This window comes from Kangiella sp. TOML190, from assembly GCF_023706045.1.
In the GTDB taxonomy this organism is placed as follows: domain Bacteria; phylum Pseudomonadota; class Gammaproteobacteria; order Enterobacterales; family Kangiellaceae; genus Kangiella.
This window is the reverse complement of the sequence record NZ_BQYL01000001.1, coordinates 2211198-2232276: the sequence shown is the minus strand read 5'-3', so window position 1 is coordinate 2232276 and position 21079 is coordinate 2211198. Positions and strand designations below refer to the sequence as shown.

Sequence of the window (21079 nt, the reverse complement as noted above, 5' to 3'; positions counted from 1 at the left end):
ACTCTTGTCTGATTATTCGATTGCCAATCTATTTTCCAGTGAAGGACTGTTAGCGCAGGCTTTTGAGGGCTTTATCGAGCGCCAAGCGCAAGTCGATATGGCGCAGGCGATAGCCGAGGCGATTGAATCAGAAACCAGTATCTGCATCGAAGCGGGCACTGGAACCGGTAAAACCTTTGCCTATTTAGTGCCTGCGCTGCTGGCGGCAAATGATCACGACAAAAAAGTGATTATCTCTACTGGCACCAAAAACCTGCAAGATCAGCTTTATTTCAGGGACTTACCGAGCATTTGTGATGCGCTTTCTCTGCATAAAGAACGCGCGCTGCTCAAAGGGCGTAATAATTACTTGTGTATTTATCGGCTAAATCAAAACCTTGACTCAGGCCGTTTTCAAAGCCGCTCGATGGCCGATACTCTGGTTAAAGTGAATCAATGGTCGAATAAAACCGTTTCTGGTGATCTGACCCAATGCCCTGATTTAAAGGACAATGATCCGCTGTGGGGGTATGTCACTTCCAGCAACGAGAATTGTCTGGGCGCGGATTGTCCTGATTATGCCGACTGTTACTTGGTTAAGGCGCGACAAAAAGCCATCGAGGCGGATCTGGTGGTGGTTAATCATCACTTGCTGCTTGCTGATATGGTGCTAAAAGAAGACGGTTTTGGCGAGTTGTTGCCAGAAGCGGATATGGTTATCGCCGATGAGGCACATCAAGTAGCAGCGATTGCTCATGGCTTTTATGGCCATCGCCTAACCAGTCGCCAAGTTAGCGAGCTCTGTCGTGATAGCGAAATCGAGGCGATGACTACCGCTAAAGACGATCGCCAGCTATCGGTTGCGGTGCGTCGGGTGGAAGGGGCATTAAATGAAATTCGGCTAAAACTGGGCGATTCAGGTAAAAAAATCAATTGGTTACAGCTTAATGTTAAAGTTAGAGATAGCTTATTCAGCGAGCTGTTAAGGGAGATGAAAACCCTTTCCAAGCGCCTCGATCTAAACGCTACTCGCAGTAAAGGCTTGGATTCGTGTCATCGCCGTTCGGTGGAAATTCTACAAAGCTTGGTTCTGTTTGAGGATAAAGAACTCAACACCGAATCAGTACGTTGGCTCGAAACCTACCGCACCGGCTTTGCGGTTGTTGAAACCCCTTTGGATGTCTCTCAAGCTTTTGAGCAGTCACGTTTAGAGCATGGGGCTCAAACCTGGGTATTTACTTCTGCCACCTTGAGCCAAGCCCGTAAATTTGATCACTTTAAGTCGCAATTGGGCTTGCATCAGGCTCAAGAGTTAATGCTCGATAGCCCTTTCGATTATCAACAACAATCTTTGTTATATGTGCCACGAGGCTTGCCCGATCCGCGAAATCCAAAGTATATCGAGTCTTGGTTTGAGGCTGTCTGGCCGTTGATTGAAGCCAACGCAGGCGGTACTTTTTTGTTGTTCACCAGCTATTATGCCCTAAACAAAGTGCGTGATTTGATTGAAGATAAGATCGAAAAGAGCCAATTGCTGGTGCAAGGTGAGCGCCCCAAAAATGAATTAATCGAAGCTTTTCGCGAGCAGGGTAATGCGGTCTTATTGGCAACTTCCAGTTTTTGGGAAGGGGTGGACGTTAAGGGCATGGCACTGAGTTTGGTGGTGATCGACAAGCTACCCTTTGCAGCACCTGACGAGCCCTTAATCGAAGCTAAAGTCCAATCGATGCGTAAAAAAGGTAAGAACCCGTTTTATGATTTGCAGATCCCCGAAGCCATTACTGCCCTAAAACAAGGCGCTGGCCGCTTGATCCGTGATCAAGAGGATAGAGGTGTTTTAGTCTTGTGTGATCCGCGCTTGGTTGCAAATCATTATGGTAAAGCCTTCTTAACTAGCTTGCCTGACTTGCCGCGCACCCGCGACCAAAAGACTGTGGTAAAATTTTTGCAGAATTTGGAGCCTTAATTTTCATGACAAAAATCCTAATTATTGATACTTCCACCGAGGCCTGTTCGGTTGCACTAGAGTGCAATGGTCAGTTGTTTGAAGAGTATCAAGTTGCGCCACGCCAACATGGTGAGCTGGTATTGCCAATGGTGGATAGGCTTTTACAGCAAGCTAAGATAAAGCTTGCTGATTTAGATTGTATTGGCTATGGACAAGGACCGGGCGCATTTACGGGCTTGCGTATTTGCGTGTCGATCGTACAAGGTTTGGCCTTTGGTGCGAATGTACCAGTGGTCGCTTGTTCGAGTCTGCAAGCTATGGCGCAACAGGCTTATGATAACACTGAGCACAAGCAAGTATTAAGTGCGATTGATGCGCGCATGGGCGAAGTTTATTGGGGGCATTATCAAGTACAAGACGGATTGATGCGCTTGGTTAATACAGAAGTGGTAACACAGCCAGAAAACGTCACTATAAGGGCCTCTGAAAAGTCAAACTACTATGCCGTTGGTTCTGGCTGGCAGACTTATTCTGCTGAATTGACCAAGGCTATTGGTCAAAATAGGGAAATAGAAACCCAAGTGAGCTATCCGCGAGCCAGTGCGATGTTGCCTTGGGTCAAAAGTCAGCTAACAAAAGGCTTAGTGATGCCTGCCGAGCAAGCACAGCCCGTTTATTTGCGCAACAATGTGGCAAAAAAGAAAGGTGAACAGAAAAAAGAGGCTTAGTGAAGAAAGTAAAATTAGCTAAATGCTTGATTTATAAGAGAGCCATTCAGCTTTAATTCAGGCTTTTATGGTATAACATAAGGTATAATAGGCGTTTTTCGAGTTAATAAGTCGTTTAGCGCTGACAAACTGTTCTTAGTTGTAAAGGTTTAAATATGAAAATATCTGATATAAAACAATGGTTTAGCAGCTCTAGTGGCAAGTTTTTGTCGCTCGCTGTGGGTATTGGATTATTAGCTGGGTGTAATACTACTCCAGAGACGGTTCGCTTTGATCCTCCTAATGTGGATTTTAACCAAGTTTCCCAGGCACCAAATTCTTATGCTGGTGACCATGTTCGTTGGGGCGGTATCGTAGCAAGAGTTGAAAATCTTGAGCGAGATACCTTGGTCGAAATTGTCAATTTGCCGCTTGACTCCAGTGCGCGACCTTTAGCAGAGCACAACACCGGCGGTCGTTTTATTGCTCGAATACAAGGCTTTGCCGATCCTCTGATCTATAAGCAAGGCAAGGAAATTACCGTAGTAGGGGTCTTGAGCGAGCCATTGCCTGGAAAAATTGGTAAGCACGCAGTGGTGTTTCCGGTAGTTGATACCGCTAGCCACCATTTGTGGGCTAAGCGTAAATCTCGACAGTATATTGATGTTTACAGCACTTGGGATCCTTATTGGTTCTATGGTGGCTACTACCGCTGGCACTATCCCTATTACCACTATCCTTATTGGCCGCGTCGTCACGTGATTTATCGTGAAGACAGTAGCGAAGATCATTTGCCAGTAGCGCCATCGCCAACTCATAGGGTGCAGCCAATTTCTCAACAAAAAGTTAATCTTGATGAAGTGGAGCGGGTAACCTTGCGAGATGGTCGGGTTGAGGAAAAATCATCAACTAAGCGTAAGTCGGTAGAGGCGCGTAAGCCTAAGGTTTATAAACCGCGAGTACCTAAAACGCCGCGTCGAATACATCCAAAAATTCATCAAGAAATGCTGCCCAAACCCAAGGCACCCATTCGCGGACCAATGCGAGTAGAAAACTAGTTTATGGATGAGTAAAAACAAAAAAGCCTCTATTTAGCAAGAGGTTCACCAGTTCTGGACTTCTTGAACTTATAGAAAAACAAAAGCCCTTAATTTTAAGGGCTTTTTTAATTTTCAATCAGCAACATTCTAAATGAATATTTACTTACTCAGTACGTCATTCCCGCGAAAGCGGGAATCTATTCCAATGCTTGTATGATAGTTTCAAGTGGATTCCCGCTTTCGCGGGAATGACAGAAAAGTCCAGTTTGGGTTAGTGCCTTGTCTATTTAGAGGCTTTTTTTGTTATCAGCAGGGTGTTCGAAAAATAAACCCTCAGTCCTTTCTAGGATCTTCTAAACCATAAAATTTTACGTTGCGCTTGATCCGCGGGCGGTCGTTGGCCTTACGCCAGCGATTGGTATCGCGTAGCGAGTAAACACAACCACAATATTCTTGTTGATAAAATTGCTCGCGCTTTGATATTTCGATCATGCGCTGAGCGCCACCTTTTTTACGCCAATTGAAGGTCCAATAATCTACCTCATCGTATGGCGCGGCTGCGCGCAAACCGCAACCATTGATCTGATCCATATCTTTCCAGCGCGAGATGCCTAGAGTGCTAGAAATTAGATTAAAACCGTTTTCTTCAGCGAACAAAGCGGTACGCTCAAAACGCATATCGAAACAAGTGGTGCAGCGGGCGCCACGCTCCGGTTCGTTTTCTTGGCCTTTAACTCGCTCAAACCAATTGTCTTTATCGTAATCGGCATCAATAAATTCTATGCCCAACTTATCGCAAAAGCGCTTATTTTCATCTTTACGGATTTCGTATTCTTCGATCGGGTGAATATTGGGGTTGTAGAAAAAAATGGTTTGCTCGATCCCTGAATGATGAACTGCTTCCATAACTTCCGCTGCACAGGGAGCGCAACAAGAATGCATCAACACCTTATCTTCGCCGTTGGGCGTTTCCAGAATAGGGCGCTCATAATTATCAATGGAATAAGGATTCATAGGGACTATTGACGTTAATGGCTAAAAACACAGCGATCTTACTGACCTAGCCAGCGGCTGGCAAGTCTGTAGCTCGGTCTTCGGGTAATATTTTAGTGCGGCGGATAAAGCGCCCAAGCAGTAAAATAGCCGCTACGGTTAGTCCTGCGATGATTCCAATCCAAAAACCTTGTGCCTGCATATTATGGCTTTCTGCCAGATAATAGCCTAGCGGAAAACCTACAAACCAATAGGAAATTCCCATATAAATCATAGGGATGCTAGTGTCTTTCATGCCCCTAAGAGCACCGGCCGCGTTAACTTGTAAGCCGTCGGAGAATTGGAAAATGGCGGCCAAGAAAATCAAACTGGCGGCTATTTCAATAATGGCCGCTTCGTCGGTATAGATCCCGACGATTTGATAGCGCAGGAAAAGCATAATCGTTACAGAAATAATCTGAAAAAATAGGCTTAAACCAATCCCGCAGTAGCCAGCTAGGCGCATTTGTCCATAGCGTTCCTGTCCCATCCAATAGCCCACTCGAGCGGTCACCGCGACGGATAGCCCCAGCGGTATCATAAAGGCCACCGCGGCAATGTTCATGGCGATTTGGTGGGCGCCAGCCAGTTGTTCGCCATAACGAGCAATGGCAATACCAACACCACCAAACATGGCGATTTCCATGACCATACCTAAAGCTATCGGTAGGCCAATTTGAAAATACTCTTTGGTCAGTTCAAATTTGGGCCATGAAAAATGCTTAAAAATCTCAAACTTGGCGTAAGGCTTATGGTAAAAAGTGAAAATACCTAAGGATAAAAATAAAATGCTCCAAACAATGCTGGTAGCATAACCCGCGCCCACCGCGCCCATCGGCTCGATCCCCCAACCGCCAAAAATAAACCAGTAATTCAGGAGAATGTTAAAAGGGATCGCTAAAAATGAACAGACCATCACCGCCTTGGTAGAAAACAATCCTTCATTACCCGAGCGCAGCGCTAAAAATAAATAGATTGAGATAGTACCCCAGCTTAATGCGGACAGGTAATCGCTGGTAGTACTGACAATGTTTTCAGGGATCCCTGCTAAGCTGAGTAAATGGTGCGACAAGTTTAGCGCCACAAAACTGATGATACCGAACAGCACCGCCATAACAAAACCAAGTTGAAAAACCTTACCAATACGTTTTTCAGCCTTTTGCCCATTGAGTTGAGCAACCATCGGATTGATCGCAATCATCATGCCCATAAAGAGCGAAAAAATGATCATAAACAAATTAAATCCAGTACCCACGGCCGCTAACGCATTAGCGGAGAAATTACCCGCCATAATGGTATCGCTGACCCCAAGCGCCATTTGCGCTAACTGCGCTAGGATTGCGGGAATAGCGATTTTCACCAGCTCGCTAGTTTCGCGTTTCACTTGATGGGATTGATACCTAGTCATACAGTAATATCACTTAATGGTTTATCTAAACGGTTTATTCAATGACTAAGGCATCATTGCTGATGAGCCAACTGAGTAAGTCGCGCATAATATCTTTGTTGATGGTTAAGTCGCGGCTATTGATCAGTTGACCTTTATTAAGCGCTTCTAGTATCGGCAATAGTTGCTGATCTGCAGCGAAATCATCGCCATTGACAAAAGTCAACAGCTTTGCATCGGCCTTAACAAAGGCTAAGCGGCTGATAGGATTCAATCGAAAAGCTTTGAGCATGGCCAGCTCTGACAATTCTTGTGCTTCGCATGGACTTATCGCTTCGAGCAGTTCAGGGTATTTTAAGCGGGTCAGCTCTTTACCAATCGCAATTGGTAGTTTTTGCTCGAGGGTTATCTTGATAATTTGCTGCTGCGCCCAACCACTCAAGTTATTCGGTAGCTCTCCTGAGGCATTATCAAGCTTTAATATTCCTTGATCTTGCCAAAGCTGATTCAGCTCTTGACTCGAATCATCGAATAGCTGTTGAGCGATGGCTTCTAAGTTTGGCGCTCTAAATCCTACCGAATAACACATTGAGTCACCAATCGACTCCCCCCAGTGGGGCGTATTGGGCGGAATATAGAGTAGATCGCCAGCTTCCACCTGCACATCTAAATCGGCTGTAAAAGCTTCTATTTGGGCAATTTCAGGATGAGATTGTTGATGAGTTACCAGTTGGTCTTTATGCCCAACCCGCCAGCGGCGTTGGCCTTGTCCTTGGATCAAGAAAACGTCATATTGATCAAGATGTGCCCCTACGCCGCCATGATTAGTGGCAAAAGATACCATTACATCGTCCAGACGCCAGCGTGGCATAAAGTCGCAAGCTTTAATCAAATTCTGCAGCGGTGAGTGAAAATAATCTAAGGACTGCACTAGTAAAATCCAGTGGTGCTCAGGCAATTCTTGAAACAGGTTCTCAGTCAAAGGACCATGTTCGAGTTGCCAGTTATTATCCAAGTTAGTGATCAGACGCGACTCGATCTCTGCTTCTAAGGAGAAGCCTGCTAATTCTTCTGCTGTAATTAAGTTATGCATAAAATCATTAGCAAAAGCCCCTCGGATCAGGAGGGGCTTTCGTTGCCAATAGTCTTTAAAAAAAGTATCAGCTGAAATGTTTGAGTTAAAAATAGTCGCCATCAATCAAGTAGTTTTAGCTTGTTAGATGCTTTTTGCCTGAGAAATCGCATTACCAATATAAGAAGCTGGCGTTAATTCTTTCAAGCGACTCTTTTCCTCAGCGGGCAAGTCTAAGCTGTCGATAAATAGCGCCATATCTTCTTGCGTCACGCGCTTGCCACGGGTTAACTCCTTAAGCTTTTCATAGGGGTTTTCAATACCATAACGGCGCATCACGGTTTGAATTGGTTCGGCCAACAACTCCCAGTTCGAGTTTAGCTCATTCAGTAAAGATTGTTCGTTGACTTCGAGTTTAGAAATGCCTTTTAGGGTCGCTTGATAAGCAATGCTGCTATGCCCAAAAGCAACGCCTAAAGTACGCTGGACGGTTGAATCGGTTAAGTCACGTTGCCAGCGTGAAATCGGTAGTTTCATGGCAAAATGATCGAACAGGGCGTTAGCGATCCCTAAGTTACCTTCGGAATTTTCAAAATCAATTGGGTTGACTTTATGTGGCATAGTCGAAGAGCCGATTTCACCGGCAATGGTTTTTTGTTTGAAATGCCCTAGCGCAATGTAAGCCCAAATATCGCGATCAAAATCGATCAAAATCGTATTAAAGCGTGCAATCGCATCAAACAACTCCGCCATATAATCGTGCGGTTCGATTTGGGTGGTATAAGGATTCCAAGTTAAGCCCAATGAAGTGACAAACTGTTCGGCGAACGACTGCCAATCAAACTCAGGGTAGGCTGATAAATGTGCATTGTAGTTACCTACCGCGCCATTAATTTTACCCAGCATTTCTTGCGCGTTGATTTGCTGCAGTTGACGCTCTAAGCGATAGACCACATTGGCCATTTCCTTGCCCATGGTCGATGGTGAGGCGGGTTGGCCGTGGGTGCGTGACATCATCGGAATTTCAGCATATTCAGCCGCTAGAGCGCGGATCGCGTCGGCAACTTGGGTTTGCATCTCAGCTAAAACCTCAGTGCCTTCGCTGAGCATTAAGGCGTAAGACAAGTTGTTTATATCTTCTGAGGTACAAGCAAAGTGAATAAACTCATTCACGGCTTGCAACTGAGGATTATCCGCCACTTTTTCTTTTAGGAAGTATTCAACCGCTTTGACATCATGGTTGGTGGTGCGCTCGATTTCTTTGATACGCATACCGTCTGCTTCGGAGAAGTTAGCCACAATCGAATCTAATAAAGCGTTAGCTTGGGCATCAAAAGCAGGTACTTCGCTAATGGCTTCGGCTTGGGATAAGGCTTGCAACCAGCGAACTTCAACCGTCACGCGGTACTTAAGTAAACCAAACTCACTGAAAATAGCGCGGAAATCCGCCGCTTTTGAGCCATAGCGGCCATCAACTGGGCCAATTGCAGTTAATGCAGACAATTGCATGGTGAATATCCTAAAAGTTAAGGAAAAGAGTAAAGCCGCGATTTTACCTTAATGCAGATAGATGATCACCATTTGAGCAAAAAATTGTTGCCAAGCACGTCAGTTATGGCTTGAACCGTGTTTGTGCTGCCGTTTAAAAGTGACTTACTTTGGGTAAGATCGGATTAAATCTGGAGAGTGGCAAAGCAGTGTTTGAATAAAAATTACACAAAGCCGAACTTGCTCTAGGTTTGGTGCTTTTGGCAATACATCCTATGCTCCCTATGCTATAATTCATGTCCGAATTTTTTTAGGGTTTGCTCACTAGCAGACCCTATTCTTTGAAGAAACCAAATAACGAGGGTTTTTAGCGTGTTAGAAGCATATCGTAAGCATGTTGCCGAAAGAGCAGAGCAGGGGATCCCTGCTTTGCCGCTAAGTGCAGAGCAAGTTAATGAGTTAGTTGAATTATTAAAAAATCCACCTGCTGGTGAAGAAGAGTTTTTAGTCGATTTGATTACCAATAGAGTACCGCCTGGGGTGGATGAGGCAGCTTACGTTAAAGCTGGTTTTTTATCAGCGATCGCCAAAGGTGAAGCAAGCTCTAGTTTGATCGATAAAGCGCATGCGGTGAAGCTGTTGGGTACTATGCTGGGCGGTTATAACATTGCGACTTTGGTCGAGTTGCTGGACGATGCCGAGTTGGCAGAGTTAGCTGGTGAGAAATTAAAGCATACTTTGCTCATGTTTGATGCTTTCCATGACGTAGCTGAAAAATCTGAAGCTGGTAATGAAGTGGCTAAAGCAGTGATCCAATCTTGGGCAGATGCCGAGTGGTTCAAATCTAAAGATGCACTCGCTGACAAAATTACCTTAACCGTATTTAAAGTGCCAGGCGAAACCAATACTGATGATTTATCGCCAGCGCAAGATGCTTGGTCTCGTCCTGATATTCCGCTACATGCTTTGGCCATGTTGAAAAATTCGCGTGAAGGTATCGATGCCGATAAAGAAGGCGAAATTGGTCCTATCAATTTAATTAACGAGCTAGAAGCGCGCGGTTATCCATTAGCGTATGTTGGTGATGTTGTCGGTACTGGTTCATCGCGTAAATCGGCGACCAACTCAGTCTTGTGGCACATGGGCGATGATATACCTTATGTTCCAAACAAGCGTGATGGCGGTTTCTGTTTTGGCGGCAAAATTGCCCCAATTTTCTTTAACACCATGGAAGATGCCGGTGCTTTACCCGTGGAAATGGACGTTTCAAAAATGGACATGGGCGATTTGATCCACGTTTATCCCTATGAAGGTAAAGTAGAGAACGATAAAGGCGAGATGATTTCAGAGTTTGAATTAAAAACCGACGTGATTTTAGACGAAGTTCAAGCCGGCGGTCGTATTCCTTTGATCATTGGTCGCGGTTTAACTGCACGTGCGCGCGAATTTCTAGGTTTGCCGGCAGCAGACTTTTTCCGTCAACCGGAAGAGGTTGCAGCGTCGAATAAAGGCTTTACCTTGGCACAAAAAATGGTTGGTAAAGCTTGTGGTCTAGACGGGGTTCGTCCTGGTCAGTATTGTGAGCCGAAAATGACTACGGTGGGCTCGCAAGATACTACCGGCCCTATGACTCGTGATGAGCTAAAAGATTTAGCTTGTTTAGGTTTCTCGGCCGATTTGGTCATGCAGTCCTTTTGTCATACAGCAGCTTATCCTAAGCCGGTAGATATCGACACTCAGCACAAGTTGCCAGATTTCATTCGTAATCGTGGCGGTGTTTCATTGCAACCAGGTGACGGCATTATCCACTCTTGGTTAAACCGTATGTTATTACCAGATACGGTTGGTACCGGTGGTGATTCGCATACTCGTTTCCCCATGGGTATTTCCTTCCCAGCAGGTTCTGGTTTGGTTGCTTTTGCTGCTGCAACGGGTGTTATGCCTTTAGATATGCCTGAGTCAGTTTTGGTCAAGTTTACCGGTAAAATGCAGCCAGGTATTACCTTGCGTGATTTGGTTCATGCGATCCCGTATCAAGCGATTAAAGATGGTCATTTGACGGTCGAAAAGTCGAATAAGAAAAATATTTTCTCTGGCCGTATTTTAGAAATTGAAGGGCTTGAGCATTTAACCGCTGAGCAGGCCTTTGAGTTATCCGATGCTTCGGCTGAGCGCTCTGCTGCTGGTTGTACTATTAATTTAAGTGAAGAATCGGTAAGCGAATATCTGCAATCGAATATCGTGCTGTTGAAGTGGATGATCGCTAACGGCTATGGTGATGAGCGTACTATCGGCCGCCGTATTAGCAAGATGGAAGAGTGGCTAGCAAACCCAAGTTTGATGAAGGCAGATGCCGACGCTGAATACAAAGCGGTTATCGAGATCAATATGGATGAGCTAAAAGAGCCCGTCTTGTGCGCGCCAAACGATCCGGATGATGCTCGTTTGTTAAGCGAAGTCGCTGGCGACACCATTAATGAAGTCTTTATTGGTTCTTGTATGACCAATATTGGTCATTTCCGCGCGGCTTCAAAATTATTAGAAACCGTAGAGCCGGGAACTTTAACTACCCGTCTTTGGATTGCGCCGCCGACTAAAATGGATGAGCATCAATTGATGGAAGAAGGGCACTATAATATTTTCGGTCGTGCTGGTGCTCGCCTGGAAATGCCAGGTTGTTCTTTGTGTATGGGTAACCAAGCGCGAGTTGCACCAAAATCAACCGTGGTTTCCACTTCGACCCGTAACTTCCCAAACCGTTTAGGGCAAGGTGCTAATGTGTATTTGGCTTCGGCTGAATTAGCAGCAATTGCGGCAATTATGGGTAAGTTACCAACCGTTGAAGAGTATTTGTCTGTGGCCAGTAAGATTGATTCGATGGCGGATGATATCTACGTTTACATGAACTTCCATCAAATGGAAGAGTACAAAGAAAAAGCCAATCAGGTTACGATTCCTGTCGAAAACAAAGTAACCGTTAGTGCTTAATGGTTATTTGTTTAGGTTATCATTGATAGGCTAGATTAAGCCCGCACTTATTTTAAGTAGCGGGCTTTTTTATGGCTAATAATTTTTGAGAATAGTTGAAGCTTTAAAGGGGATTACATGAGTTTGATTTATACACCAATTTACGCGGCCATTTTAGCCATTTTAATGTTAGTCTTGGCAACAAAAGTTGTGTTGACCCGTCGTAAACTACGAATTGGGGTTGGCGATAAAGGCGACGGCGCAATGCTAAAGGTCATTCGAGTTCACGGCAACGCCACTGAATATGTGCCTATTACCTTAATTTTGTTGGCACTAGCTGAACTCAATGGCGCTTCGGCTTATCTGATAAATAGCTGGGGCATTGCCTTTGTTGTTGGGCGTCTTATCCATGCTTACGGTTTAGGCCGCAGCATTGGGGTCAGTTTTGGCCGATTTTATGGTACTATTTTAACTTGGCTAGTCATTCTATCGCTTGCCATTTATTTGTTAGTAACCAGTTTCATGGCGCTTATCTAATATAGCTGCAGCTGAATCTTGTGTGTTTATTCAGCTGCTTTATTTTGAGAAAAAGTTTACTACACTATCCGCTTTACAAGCATGGCTAAAGTAATAGCCTTGATAATAATTACAATCGATAGAACGTAGAAAATCTAAGTGACCTTGAGTTTCTACCCCTTCGGCTAACACCTTCAGGCCTAAATCTTTGCCCATATTTATAATGGTTTTAACAATTGCTTGGCTACCTTTGTCGCTTTCAATATCGCGAATAAAGGAATGATCAATTTTTAGTTTATCCAACGGTAATCGGTTGATATAACTTAAGGATGAATAGCCCGTTCCAAAGTCATCAATGGAGAGCTTGATCCCTAACTTTTTAAGTTCGTTTAAGGTGATTAATGATTTACTGACGCTTTGGAATAATACCGTTTCTGTAATCTCAAATTCCAGCAAATGAGGTTCTATTGAATATTGTTCTAACATTCGTTTTAGAAAAGGGATCAGCTCCGGATCACTAATTTGTACGACCGATAAGTTGACGCTAACGAATCTTTTAGCAATAGGGCTGCTACTCCAAACGTGCAGTTGTCTGCAAGCCTCTTCAATAACCCAATAGCCAATTGGTAGTATCAGGTTATTAGCTTCGGCCGCTGTAATAAATTCCGCCGGATAAATAGTGCCATGTTTTTTATGGTTCCAACGAATTAAAGCCTCAAAGCCAATGGGAAGAGAGTCGCTTTCATGAAATTGAGGTTGATAGAGAAGTTCAAATTCTTGATTGTGAATGGCCGATTTTAGTTCATTATTAATCAGGTGACGCTGAAAAACCGCTTTTTCCATAGCTTGGCTAAAGCGCACAATTTGGTTTTTCCCTTCCAGTTTGGCTTGGCGCATAGCGGATTCAGCTCGCGGAAGAATGTTGACTTGGTTTTTTCCATCGAAAGGATAAACAACTACCCCGATACTGGCCGTGATAAAAAGGCTAATACCATCAATTTCGAAAACTCTGTTAATTTGTTCTTGAACTTCTGTCGCAGCGGTCATTGCCGTCTTATGTGCATGGTCGGCTTTAAGTGATAGCTCGTTAAGCTGAACCACAAAGGTGTCACCACTGAGTCGCGCTAAAGTGTCGCCGACCTTCAGTAAATTTTGGATCCGGTGAGCTAGATTTATTAGTAACTTATCCGCAAACTGTTGACCATGGGTGTGGTTAACAGTTTTAAAATCATCTAAATCGATCAGTAAGATAGCGCCGCTATAGCCTTGGCGCACAGACAGAGCAAGAGATTGCTTAAGCCGATCATTGAGCAAAATTCGATTAGGCAGCTGAGTCATAGGGTCGTGGTGAGACATATGCTCAATTTGCTGAGCATGTTTTTTTGCCTCTGTGATATCTACGCCTACCGCAACTAAAGAAGGTTTAGCCGTGATATTACTTACAAAGGGCACTTTGGTTAAATTTAAATAAACCATCTCACCCTTAGCATTTAGAATTTTTAATTCATTTTGGATATTGCTATATCCTTGCTCCATTAACAACTGATCGCCTGCAAACAATGATTGTGAAGTGCCATACTTTGCTATTAGTTTATTCTTTGGTAATAACTCATAATCATCTTTATTAATGCCACAAAAATCAGCCGCATACTGGTTCATCAAATAAATTTCATCTTTATCATTTGTGGCGTAGATGAAGTGTGGGATCAAATCAATGATCTGTCTAATTTGCTTGGTTTGAGTTTCTAAATGAGCGGTTTTACGCTTTACTTGCTGGCGAAGAATAAAGGTTAGAAATAGCGTAACAATAAATAAACAGCCAATAGCAATAGCCGTCAACACTAACCATAGCGGTAGCTTATTATAACGCCAATCGGTCCAGCTTTTGCTAACTAAATTGGGTGTTACTGAAGTGTTGAAAGTTGTGAGCAGTTTTGGTCCGAGGGCTTCGAGCAGACCAGTCGTTTTGGTTTGTGAGTTATGGTTGTGGGCTTCTTGGATTATGGTCTTGCTATAAATGTTACTGCTATATAACAAGAGTAAACAAATAATTAGACCTTTAATGAAGTTGTTGAAATGAGTATTTATTGTTTTTGCATTAAGTGAAAAATTTTCAATCATTATTTTTTTATAAGAATAAAAAAAGGGGCTAAAAAAGCCCCTTCCTTGAGTTGGCTAAATACTACCGAATAATGGTCATCTCTTCAATCAAATTATGAGCATTATCGATATATTCCATCACCCATAACATGTAAGCACTGGAAACGTGAATTCCTCGCTTAAGTTTCGGATCGTAATCCCAATCACCGATAATCGATTCGTAGTTGCCATCGAATACTAATCCAATAAATTCAGCTTTATCATTCAGAGTCGATGAGCCTGAGTTACCGCCAGTAATATCCACGGTAGTCAGATAGTTGACCTGAACAGAGTCCAAGTTTTTATCTTGGTACTGGCCGTATTTTTTAGCTTTGATTAAGCGATTCTGAGCTTCGGGAGAATTAAAAGGATCTTCACCAGTATGCTTTGCCAGTAAGCCTTCAAGGCTGGTAAATGGGGTAGCGTAAATGCCGTCTTGCGGCGAATAACCTTTGACGTTGCCGTAAGTAACACGCAAGGTGCTATTAGCATCGGCGTAGATCGGCTTGCCTAAGAAATTGTAGTAGTCGATCATGGCTGCCATATATTTAGGGCGCAGTTGTTGGAATTGACCTGAGCGTTGCTTATCTTTCAACTCACGCTTAAAGTTTTCATCGTGAGTGGCAACCGCTAACTGAATAAAAGGATCGTCAGAGTTTTTAAAATCTTCAACTGACTTATTCATCCAATCCAAGCGGGTTTTTTCATCGGTCAGTTTGGTTTTTGCAAACATCTGATCGAGTTTTTTAGCAAACTTGTCTGCATCAAAAGTACTGCCAATCCCCATGGCCGTATCGAAACTTTTAACTCTTTGTTCAGCAGCTAGGGTAGCGTATTCAGCGATAAAGAATTTATACAATTCTTTGGCCACATTTTCATCCCAGCGACGATTGAAACGTTTTAGACCTTCTTTAAAACGAGTCATATCTCGCTCTTGATAACCAGGCTCACGCTCAGCATCGGGTTTTTGTTTTTCCAGTGCCAAACGATAAAGATTTGAAGCTGTAGAGCTTAACGCATCGCGCCCCATGGCCCATAATTTCATTTGCTTTTCTTGCTCTTTTTGATCTTCTAAGATCAGTTGATTTAAAGCATCAATCGAACTGCGGTGTTTCTTGCTCATCTGCTTATCGGTGTCTAACCAATTGGTTAAGCTGGATTCAAGTTGCAGCTTACGCTGTAAAAAATCACCTTTGCCGTAGCTTTCAATCATGCTGCCCCAATTTTTTTCCACATTGTTCAAGCCCGCCAGAGTTGAAGCGTATTTAACTCGAGCATCGGAGCCTTCCGGTGCATTTTTCTCGATAATGTCGATATAGCTATGCACCAATTTGCGAAAATTAGGGTAATACCATTCGAATTGGTTTTTCACTTCAACACTGGTGCGATAACGGTTGGTGCTGCCTGGATAACCTGCAATCATCACAAAGTCACCTTCTTCAACTCCATTGGCGTTGACCTTTAAGAAGTGCTTTGGCTGATAAGGCACATTGTCTTTTGAGTAGTCAGCGGGCTTGCCATCTTTGCTCACGTATGCGCGGTAAAAAGAAAAATCGCCGGTATGACGAGGCCACATCCAGTTATCGATATCGCCACCGTACTTACCGATAGAACCTGCTGGAGCATAGACCAAACGTACATCCTTGATTTCCATTTGTTTAATCAAGAAATATTCCAAACCGCCATGGAAAGCACTGACGCGGCAACGGTATCCATCTTCAGCTTCACATTCAGCAATTAGAGCTTTGCGACTGTTCTCAATAGCCTTGTAGCGATCAATACCGCTTAGATCTGCTGATAAATCACCAATCACTTTATCCGTTACGTCGGTGACCTGCTCGGTAACATAAACCCGACTGCCTGGAGCCGCTTTTAATTCTTCTTGCAAAGATTTAGCTAAGAAGCCTTTTTCAATCAGGTTGTTCTCTGCGGTAGAGTTAAACTGGATACTGCCATAAGTGCAGTGGTGATTGGTGGCGACCAGCCCTTGTGGCGATAAAAATGCCGCCGAACAACCACCAAGACTCACAATAGCGCCCATTGGAAACTCGGTTAAATCAGTTAAATCTTCAGGATTTAATTTAAGGCCAGCATTTTTTAATTCGGTTTTTAAGCTCGGCAATTGGTGCGGCTGCCACATACCTTCGTCAGCTGTTAAGGGTAGTGCAGCAATGGTTAGTGCCGTAATAGGTAGTGCCGCTGATAATAGTAGTTTCTTCATAGTCTTATCCTAAATTACTCCTATAAAATGACGCCATACATCATAGTCTACTGATAACTTATTGGTAGCCTTTATCCCTGTAAAGATGTAAGCGAATATGAATCTTTAGAGCTCTAAAAAAGCCAGCGTTAGGCTGGCTTCACAATTGTTGTTAACTGAGTAGCATCAAGCGCAGCCAGCTAAACCTTCATTTCAGGTACATCGTCAGGAACAACAAGATCCGCTTCAGTTAAAGCTTGAATTTCTTCCACGCTAACGCCTGGAGCTCGCTCTAATAAATGGAAAGCACCGTCTTTAATCTCCATAAAGGCCAATTCGGTGATTACCCGTTTAATGCAGTTAGCACCGGTTAAGGGCAGGGTACACTCTTTAAGAATTTTTGAAACGCCGTGTTTGTTGGCGTGAGTCATGGTCACGATAATGTTTTCAGCGCCAGCTACCAAATCCATAGCACCGCCCATACCTTTAACCAGCTTGCCAGGAATCATCCAAGAAGCAATGTTGCCAGCTTGATCCACTTCAAAGGCGCCTAATACGGTTAAGTCCACATGACCGCCACGGATCATGGCAAAACTTTCTGCCGATGAAAAATAGGCCGCGCCGGTGACTGCGGTTACCGTTTGTTTACCAGCGTTGATTAAATCAGGATCGATAGTTTCTTCTGTTGGAAATTCACCCATACCTAACAAACCATTTTCCGATTGCAGCATCACTTCCATGTCTTCAGGAATATAGTTTGCTACTAGAGTAGGGATGCCGATACCTAGATTGACGTAATAGCCGTCTTGAATTTCTTGCGCCACTCGCATGGCGATTTGATCTCGTGTTAATGCCATTTGAGTTCTCCTTAAGATTTAACGGTTCTTTGTTCGATGCGTTTTTCAAATTCACCTTTGATCACGCGTTGCACATAAATACCAGGGGTATGGATATAGTTTGGATCAAGCTCGCCTGGTTCTACGATTTCTTCAACTTCCGCGACCGTAATCTTGCCAGCTGTTGCCATCATTGGATTAAAGTTCATGGCCGTTTTGCGGAAAATCAGGTTGCCCATGGTATCGGCCTTCCAAGCTTTTACTAAAGCAAAATCCGCCGTTAAGGATGGTTCTAAGACATAATTTCGACCATCAATTTCACGGGTTTCTTTACCATCAGCTACTTGAGTTCCAAAACCAGTTGCTGTGAAAAAAGCTGGAATGCCAGCGCCACCAGCACGAATTTTTTCAGCTAGTGTGCCTTGCGGCGTTAAAATCACTTCCATCTCACCAGATAGCAACAGTTTTTCAAACAGTTCGTTCTCGCCAACATAAGAACCAATCATGGTCGATATTTGGCGTTTCTCTAACCATTTGCCCAAACCAAAACCATCGACACCAGCATTGTTGGAAATAGCAGTTAAACCAGTTGCCCCAAGCTTATTTACTTGCTCAATCAAACCCTCTGGAATACCGCAAAGGCCAAAGCCCCCGACCATCACGGTCATATTATCGGTAAAGCCCGCTAAGGCTTCTTCGTAACTGGTTACGACTTTATTAAAACCTGACATTTTCAGTCCTCGTTTAAATCAAAATTATTTTCAAATTAATTTATTGTTGCTCATTTTAAGCTGACAGCTCTTTTTGAGAGCAGGGCATTCGCTGCATTGGATACGGGTTTTCTTCCCAAAGCATCAGAAATAAACACACCAGCATCGACTAACTTATCTAAATCAATTCCCGTTTCTATACCTAAACCATTGAGCATATAGACCACATCTTCGGTGGCGACGTTACCCGTTGCGCCTGGTGCATAAGGACAACCACCGATTCCAGCTACTGATGAATCAATAGTGGATACACCTAGTTCTAAACAAGCATATAAGTTTGCTAGTGCTTGGCCATAAGTATCATGAAAGTGGCAGGCCAAATGATTTATCGGCACATATTTTGCCACTTCTTTAATCATGGCCTGCGCCTTGGCTGGCGTGCCGGTACCAATGGTATCACCTAGAGAAATTTCATAACAACCCAACTCATATAGTGCTTTAGTTACAGATGCAACTTGTTCTGGCGCAATCTCGCCCTCAAAGGGGCAGCCGAGAACGCAAGACACATAACCGCGCACTAAAATACCCTGTTCTTTGGCGGCGGCGATAACTGGCTTAAATCGCTCTAAGGATTCAGCAATCGAGCAGTTGATATTTTTTTGCGAAAAACTCTCCGAAGCTGCGGCAAAAACCGCTACTTCTTTAGCGCCGCCAGCGAGTGCGCCTTCAAAACCTTTGAGGTTAGGAGTTAACACCGGAAACATCACATCACCACTATTATCAAGAGCTTTCAAGCCTTGCATGATCTCATGATGATCGGCCATTTGCGGCACCCATTTTGGCGAAACAAAAGCGGTAGCTTCAATATGTTTTTCACCAGCAGCTATCAAGCGTTTAACAAGATCTAACTTTACTTCTGTGGAAACAGGCTGCTTTTCATTTTGTAAACCATCTCTTGGCCCCATCTCCACGATTTTTACATGAGCAGGAAAGATGGGTTTCTCAGCAACCATAACCATTAGTTATTCTCCAGAATCCAATGATAGCAATTCAGCGCCATCTTCTACTAAATCACCTGCCGAGTACATCACTTCTGCAACCGTGCCAGCGCTTGGCGAATTGATGGTGTGTTCCATTTTCATGGCCTCTAAAATCACCAAGGGCTGACCGGCTTCAACTGTATCGCCAGCTTCTACTAAAACATCGATAATAGTGCCCGGCATTGGCGCGGTTAAGCTACCACCAGCATCATCGGATTCGCCTGCTTGACCTTTATCAACAGTTTCAAGCATTTGATAATTACCATGAACAAAAACGTGTAGCTTGTTATTGTCTTCAACCACTTTTGCATTAAAGCGCCGACCTTCAACATCCAAGCGTAGCTCATCACCAACTAACTTTGCTGATAGAGCATTGAGTTCAGTTGATGGCAATTCCAATAGATAGCCTTGAGCTTGCGAAGAGCCTCGAAAATGGACCGTTACCGATAACTCATTAGCAATACCATCGACAAGATCTTTGTAGTCTAAGGTATGGTGATTATCAGTGTTTAAGCGCCAGCCTGTAACTTGATTCCAAGGCGAGTAGGGATCATCGCTTTGCGCTGCAATCTCTTGCGCGTTTTGCTGGCGTTTTAAAATTTGATAAATGGCGGCTGTGACTAAGGTGTCGTTATCGGCGGCTAAATCATCAAGAATTAAATCGTCTTTATGTCGCTCAATAAAGTTTGTATCTAAATCTAAGTCTTGGAAAGCTTGATTAGAGGCTAACGCCGAAAGAAATTCAGTGTTAGTGGTAACACCCACTACTTGGTACTGCGCCAAGGCTCCTCGCAAACGTGCTAAGGCTGTATTACGGTCCTGATCCCAAACAATAAGTTTGGCAATCATGGGATCATAGTGTACCGAAACCGTATCGCCTTGTCGGACGCCGGTATCAATACGAACGTGTTGCGTTTCTTCAGGCGTATCAAGGTGCAATAAAGTGCCAGTAGCTGGTAAGAAATCTTGGCGCGGATCTTCGGCGTAAATTCTGACTTCAAAAGCATGACCGTTGATTGACAACTCTTGTTGCGTTAACGGTAGTTTTTGATCGGAAGCGACTTTGAGTTGCCACTCCACTAAATCTTGCCCCGTGATATATTCGGTAACTGGGTGTTCCACCTGTAGCCGAGTGTTCATTTCCATAAAGTAAAAAGAGCCATCTTCGTCATACAAGAACTCAACCGTTCCTGCACCGACATAGCCAATGGCTTTGGCTGCACGAATAGCTACCTGTCCCATAGTTTCGCGAGTTTCTTCGCTTAAGCCAGGAGCGGGGGCTTCTTCAATGACTTTTTGGTGGCGACGCTGAACTGAACAATCACGTTCGAATAAATGCACTGCATTACCATGTTTATCGGCAAATACTTGGATCTCAACGTGGCGCGGTTTGGTAATGTATTTTTCAACTAATACTCTATCATCACCAAAAGAGGCTGCAGATTCGCGCTTACAAGAGGCTAAACTCGATTCAAATTCTTCGGCTTTCCAAACAATCCGCATCCCTTTACCACCACCGCCAGCGGTGGCTTTGATAATCACGGGATAACCCATTTTATCCGCTTCAGATTTCAAGAAATCAGAAGCTTGGTTTTCGCCATGATAACCAGGAACGAGTGGCACCTGCGCTTGTTGCATGATTTCCTTGGCAGCAGACTTAGAGCCCATTGCAATAATCGCGTTTTCTGGCGGACCAATAAACTCAATGCCATTGGCAAAACAAGCCTTGGAAAAATCTGCATTTTCCGACAAAAAACCATAACCCGGATGAATTCCTTGGGCTCCAGTTTGTTTGGCGGCCTCAATAATTAAATCACCTTTGAGGTAAGAATCGCGGGCGGGTGCTGGGCCTAAATATACCGCTTCATCAGCCATTGCTACGTGCATGGCGTTTTTATCTGCTTCGGAATAAACGGCTACCGTTTTGATCCCCAGTTTTTGTGCGGTTTTAATCACGCGGCAAGCAATTTCGCCACGGTTTGCAATTAATATTTTTGTAAACATTACTCTTTTATCTC

15 protein-coding genes are annotated in these 21079 nt (G+C 43.9%); 5 read left to right on the top strand and 10 right to left on the bottom strand.

Annotated elements, in window-relative coordinates:
* Nucleotides 1–4 precede the first annotated feature (4 nt).
* The 3 genes from NFS34_RS10565 to NFS34_RS10555 all read left to right on the top strand — a co-directional run bounded on the left by NFS34_RS10565 (nt 5) and on the right by NFS34_RS10555 (nt 3692).
* Nucleotides 5–1945 carry an ATP-dependent DNA helicase gene (locus NFS34_RS10565; RefSeq protein WP_251360008.1) on the top strand — a complete coding sequence of 647 codons (1941 nt, stop codon included), beginning with the start codon at nt 5–7 and terminating at the stop codon, nt 1943–1945.
* 5 nt (nt 1946–1950) lie between these two features.
* Nucleotides 1951–2655: a tRNA (adenosine(37)-N6)-threonylcarbamoyltransferase complex dimerization subunit type 1 TsaB gene (tsaB, locus tag NFS34_RS10560; RefSeq protein ID WP_251360007.1), complete on the top strand. Its 705-nt coding sequence runs from the start codon at nt 1951–1953 to the stop codon at nt 2653–2655.
* A gap of 155 nt (nt 2656–2810) precedes the next feature.
* Entirely contained in the window at nt 2811–3692 is an 882-nt protein-coding gene (locus NFS34_RS10555; RefSeq protein ID WP_251360006.1) for a Slp family lipoprotein, read from the top strand.
* A gap of 315 nt (nt 3693–4007) precedes the next feature.
* Here the strand turns inward: NFS34_RS10555 and NFS34_RS10550 are convergent, their stop codons facing one another.
* Genes NFS34_RS10550 through purB form a run of 4 tightly spaced genes read right to left on the bottom strand, consistent with a single transcriptional unit; the run spans nt 4008 to nt 8674 of the window.
* The gene (locus NFS34_RS10550) at nt 4008–4688 is read right to left on the bottom strand and encodes an epoxyqueuosine reductase QueH (protein WP_251360005.1); all 681 of its coding nucleotides are present in this window, start codon (nt 4686–4688) and stop codon (nt 4008–4010) included.
* A gap of 46 nt (nt 4689–4734) precedes the next feature.
* On the bottom strand, nt 4735–6114 hold the full coding sequence (locus NFS34_RS10545; protein WP_251360004.1) for an MATE family efflux transporter: 1380 nt from the start codon (nt 6112–6114) through the stop codon (nt 4735–4737).
* Nucleotides 6115–6148: 34 nt separating this feature from the next.
* Nucleotides 6149–7288: a cupin domain-containing protein gene (locus NFS34_RS10540; RefSeq protein WP_251360003.1), complete on the bottom strand. Its 1140-nt coding sequence runs from the start codon at nt 7286–7288 to the stop codon at nt 6149–6151.
* Nucleotides 7289–7309: 21 nt separating this feature from the next.
* On the bottom strand, nt 7310–8674 hold the full coding sequence (purB, locus tag NFS34_RS10535; RefSeq protein ID WP_251360002.1) for an adenylosuccinate lyase: 1365 nt from the start codon (nt 8672–8674) through the stop codon (nt 7310–7312).
* Nucleotides 8675–9025: 351 nt separating this feature from the next.
* Here purB and acnB point away from each other — a divergent pair, with 351 nt between their 5' ends.
* Nucleotides 9026–11641 carry a bifunctional aconitate hydratase 2/2-methylisocitrate dehydratase gene (gene acnB / locus NFS34_RS10530; protein ID WP_251360001.1) on the top strand — a complete coding sequence of 872 codons (2616 nt, stop codon included), beginning with the start codon at nt 9026–9028 and terminating at the stop codon, nt 11639–11641.
* A 117-nt stretch (nt 11642–11758) separates the two neighbouring features.
* Nucleotides 11759–12157 carry an MAPEG family protein gene (locus tag NFS34_RS10525; RefSeq protein ID WP_251360000.1) on the top strand — a complete coding sequence of 133 codons (399 nt, stop codon included), beginning with the start codon at nt 11759–11761 and terminating at the stop codon, nt 12155–12157.
* A gap of 39 nt (nt 12158–12196) precedes the next feature.
* Here the strand turns inward: NFS34_RS10525 and NFS34_RS10520 are convergent, their stop codons facing one another.
* From NFS34_RS10520 to NFS34_RS10495, 6 genes are all read right to left on the bottom strand, one after another.
* Nucleotides 12197–14173, bottom strand: a complete 1977-nt coding sequence (locus tag NFS34_RS10520; RefSeq protein WP_251359999.1) for an EAL domain-containing protein — start codon at nt 14171–14173, stop codon at nt 12197–12199.
* A gap of 145 nt (nt 14174–14318) precedes the next feature.
* A complete protein-coding gene (locus NFS34_RS10515; protein WP_251359998.1) occupies nt 14319–16496 on the bottom strand; it encodes a S46 family peptidase in 2178 nt (725 codons plus the stop codon).
* A 179-nt stretch (nt 16497–16675) separates the two neighbouring features.
* Nucleotides 16676–17332, bottom strand: a complete 657-nt coding sequence (locus NFS34_RS10510) for a CoA transferase subunit B (protein ID WP_251359997.1) — start codon at nt 17330–17332, stop codon at nt 16676–16678.
* Nucleotides 17333–17343: 11 nt separating this feature from the next.
* On the bottom strand, nt 17344–18042 hold the full coding sequence (locus tag NFS34_RS10505) for a CoA transferase subunit A (RefSeq protein WP_251359996.1): 699 nt from the start codon (nt 18040–18042) through the stop codon (nt 17344–17346).
* A 50-nt stretch (nt 18043–18092) separates the two neighbouring features.
* The gene (locus NFS34_RS10500; RefSeq protein ID WP_251359995.1) at nt 18093–19040 is read right to left on the bottom strand and encodes a hydroxymethylglutaryl-CoA lyase; all 948 of its coding nucleotides are present in this window, start codon (nt 19038–19040) and stop codon (nt 18093–18095) included.
* Between the two features lie 3 nt (nt 19041–19043).
* The gene (locus tag NFS34_RS10495) at nt 19044–21065 is read right to left on the bottom strand and encodes an acetyl/propionyl/methylcrotonyl-CoA carboxylase subunit alpha (protein WP_251359994.1); all 2022 of its coding nucleotides are present in this window, start codon (nt 21063–21065) and stop codon (nt 19044–19046) included.
* Nucleotides 21066–21079: the final 14 nt, after the last annotated feature.

What these genes read in the sequence shown, in the direction of transcription:
- tsaB (WP_251360007.1), top strand. Translation starts at nt 1,951, where the DNA reads ATGACAAAAATCCTAATTATTGATACTTCCACCGAGGCCTGTTCGGTT.
- NFS34_RS10545 (WP_251360004.1), bottom strand. Translation starts at nt 6,114, where the DNA reads ATGACTAGGTATCAATCCCATCAAGTGAAACGCGAAACTAGCGAGCTG.
- purB (WP_251360002.1), bottom strand. Translation starts at nt 8,674, where the DNA reads ATGCAATTGTCTGCATTAACTGCAATTGGCCCAGTTGATGGCCGCTAT.
- NFS34_RS10495 (WP_251359994.1), bottom strand. Translation starts at nt 21,065, where the DNA reads ATGTTTACAAAAATATTAATTGCAAACCGTGGCGAAATTGCTTGCCGC.
- NFS34_RS10500 (WP_251359995.1), bottom strand. Translation starts at nt 19,040, where the DNA reads ATGGTTATGGTTGCTGAGAAACCCATCTTTCCTGCTCATGTAAAAATC.
- NFS34_RS10515 (WP_251359998.1), bottom strand. Translation starts at nt 16,496, where the DNA reads ATGAAGAAACTACTATTATCAGCGGCACTACCTATTACGGCACTAACC.
- NFS34_RS10550 (WP_251360005.1), bottom strand. Translation starts at nt 4,688, where the DNA reads ATGAATCCTTATTCCATTGATAATTATGAGCGCCCTATTCTGGAAACG.
- NFS34_RS10505 (WP_251359996.1), bottom strand. Translation starts at nt 18,042, where the DNA reads ATGTCAGGTTTTAATAAAGTCGTAACCAGTTACGAAGAAGCCTTAGCG.
- NFS34_RS10510 (WP_251359997.1), bottom strand. Translation starts at nt 17,332, where the DNA reads ATGGCATTAACACGAGATCAAATCGCCATGCGAGTGGCGCAAGAAATT.
- NFS34_RS10540 (WP_251360003.1), bottom strand. Translation starts at nt 7,288, where the DNA reads ATGGCGACTATTTTTAACTCAAACATTTCAGCTGATACTTTTTTTAAA.
- NFS34_RS10525 (WP_251360000.1), top strand. Translation starts at nt 11,759, where the DNA reads ATGAGTTTGATTTATACACCAATTTACGCGGCCATTTTAGCCATTTTA.
- NFS34_RS10555 (WP_251360006.1), top strand. Translation starts at nt 2,811, where the DNA reads ATGAAAATATCTGATATAAAACAATGGTTTAGCAGCTCTAGTGGCAAG.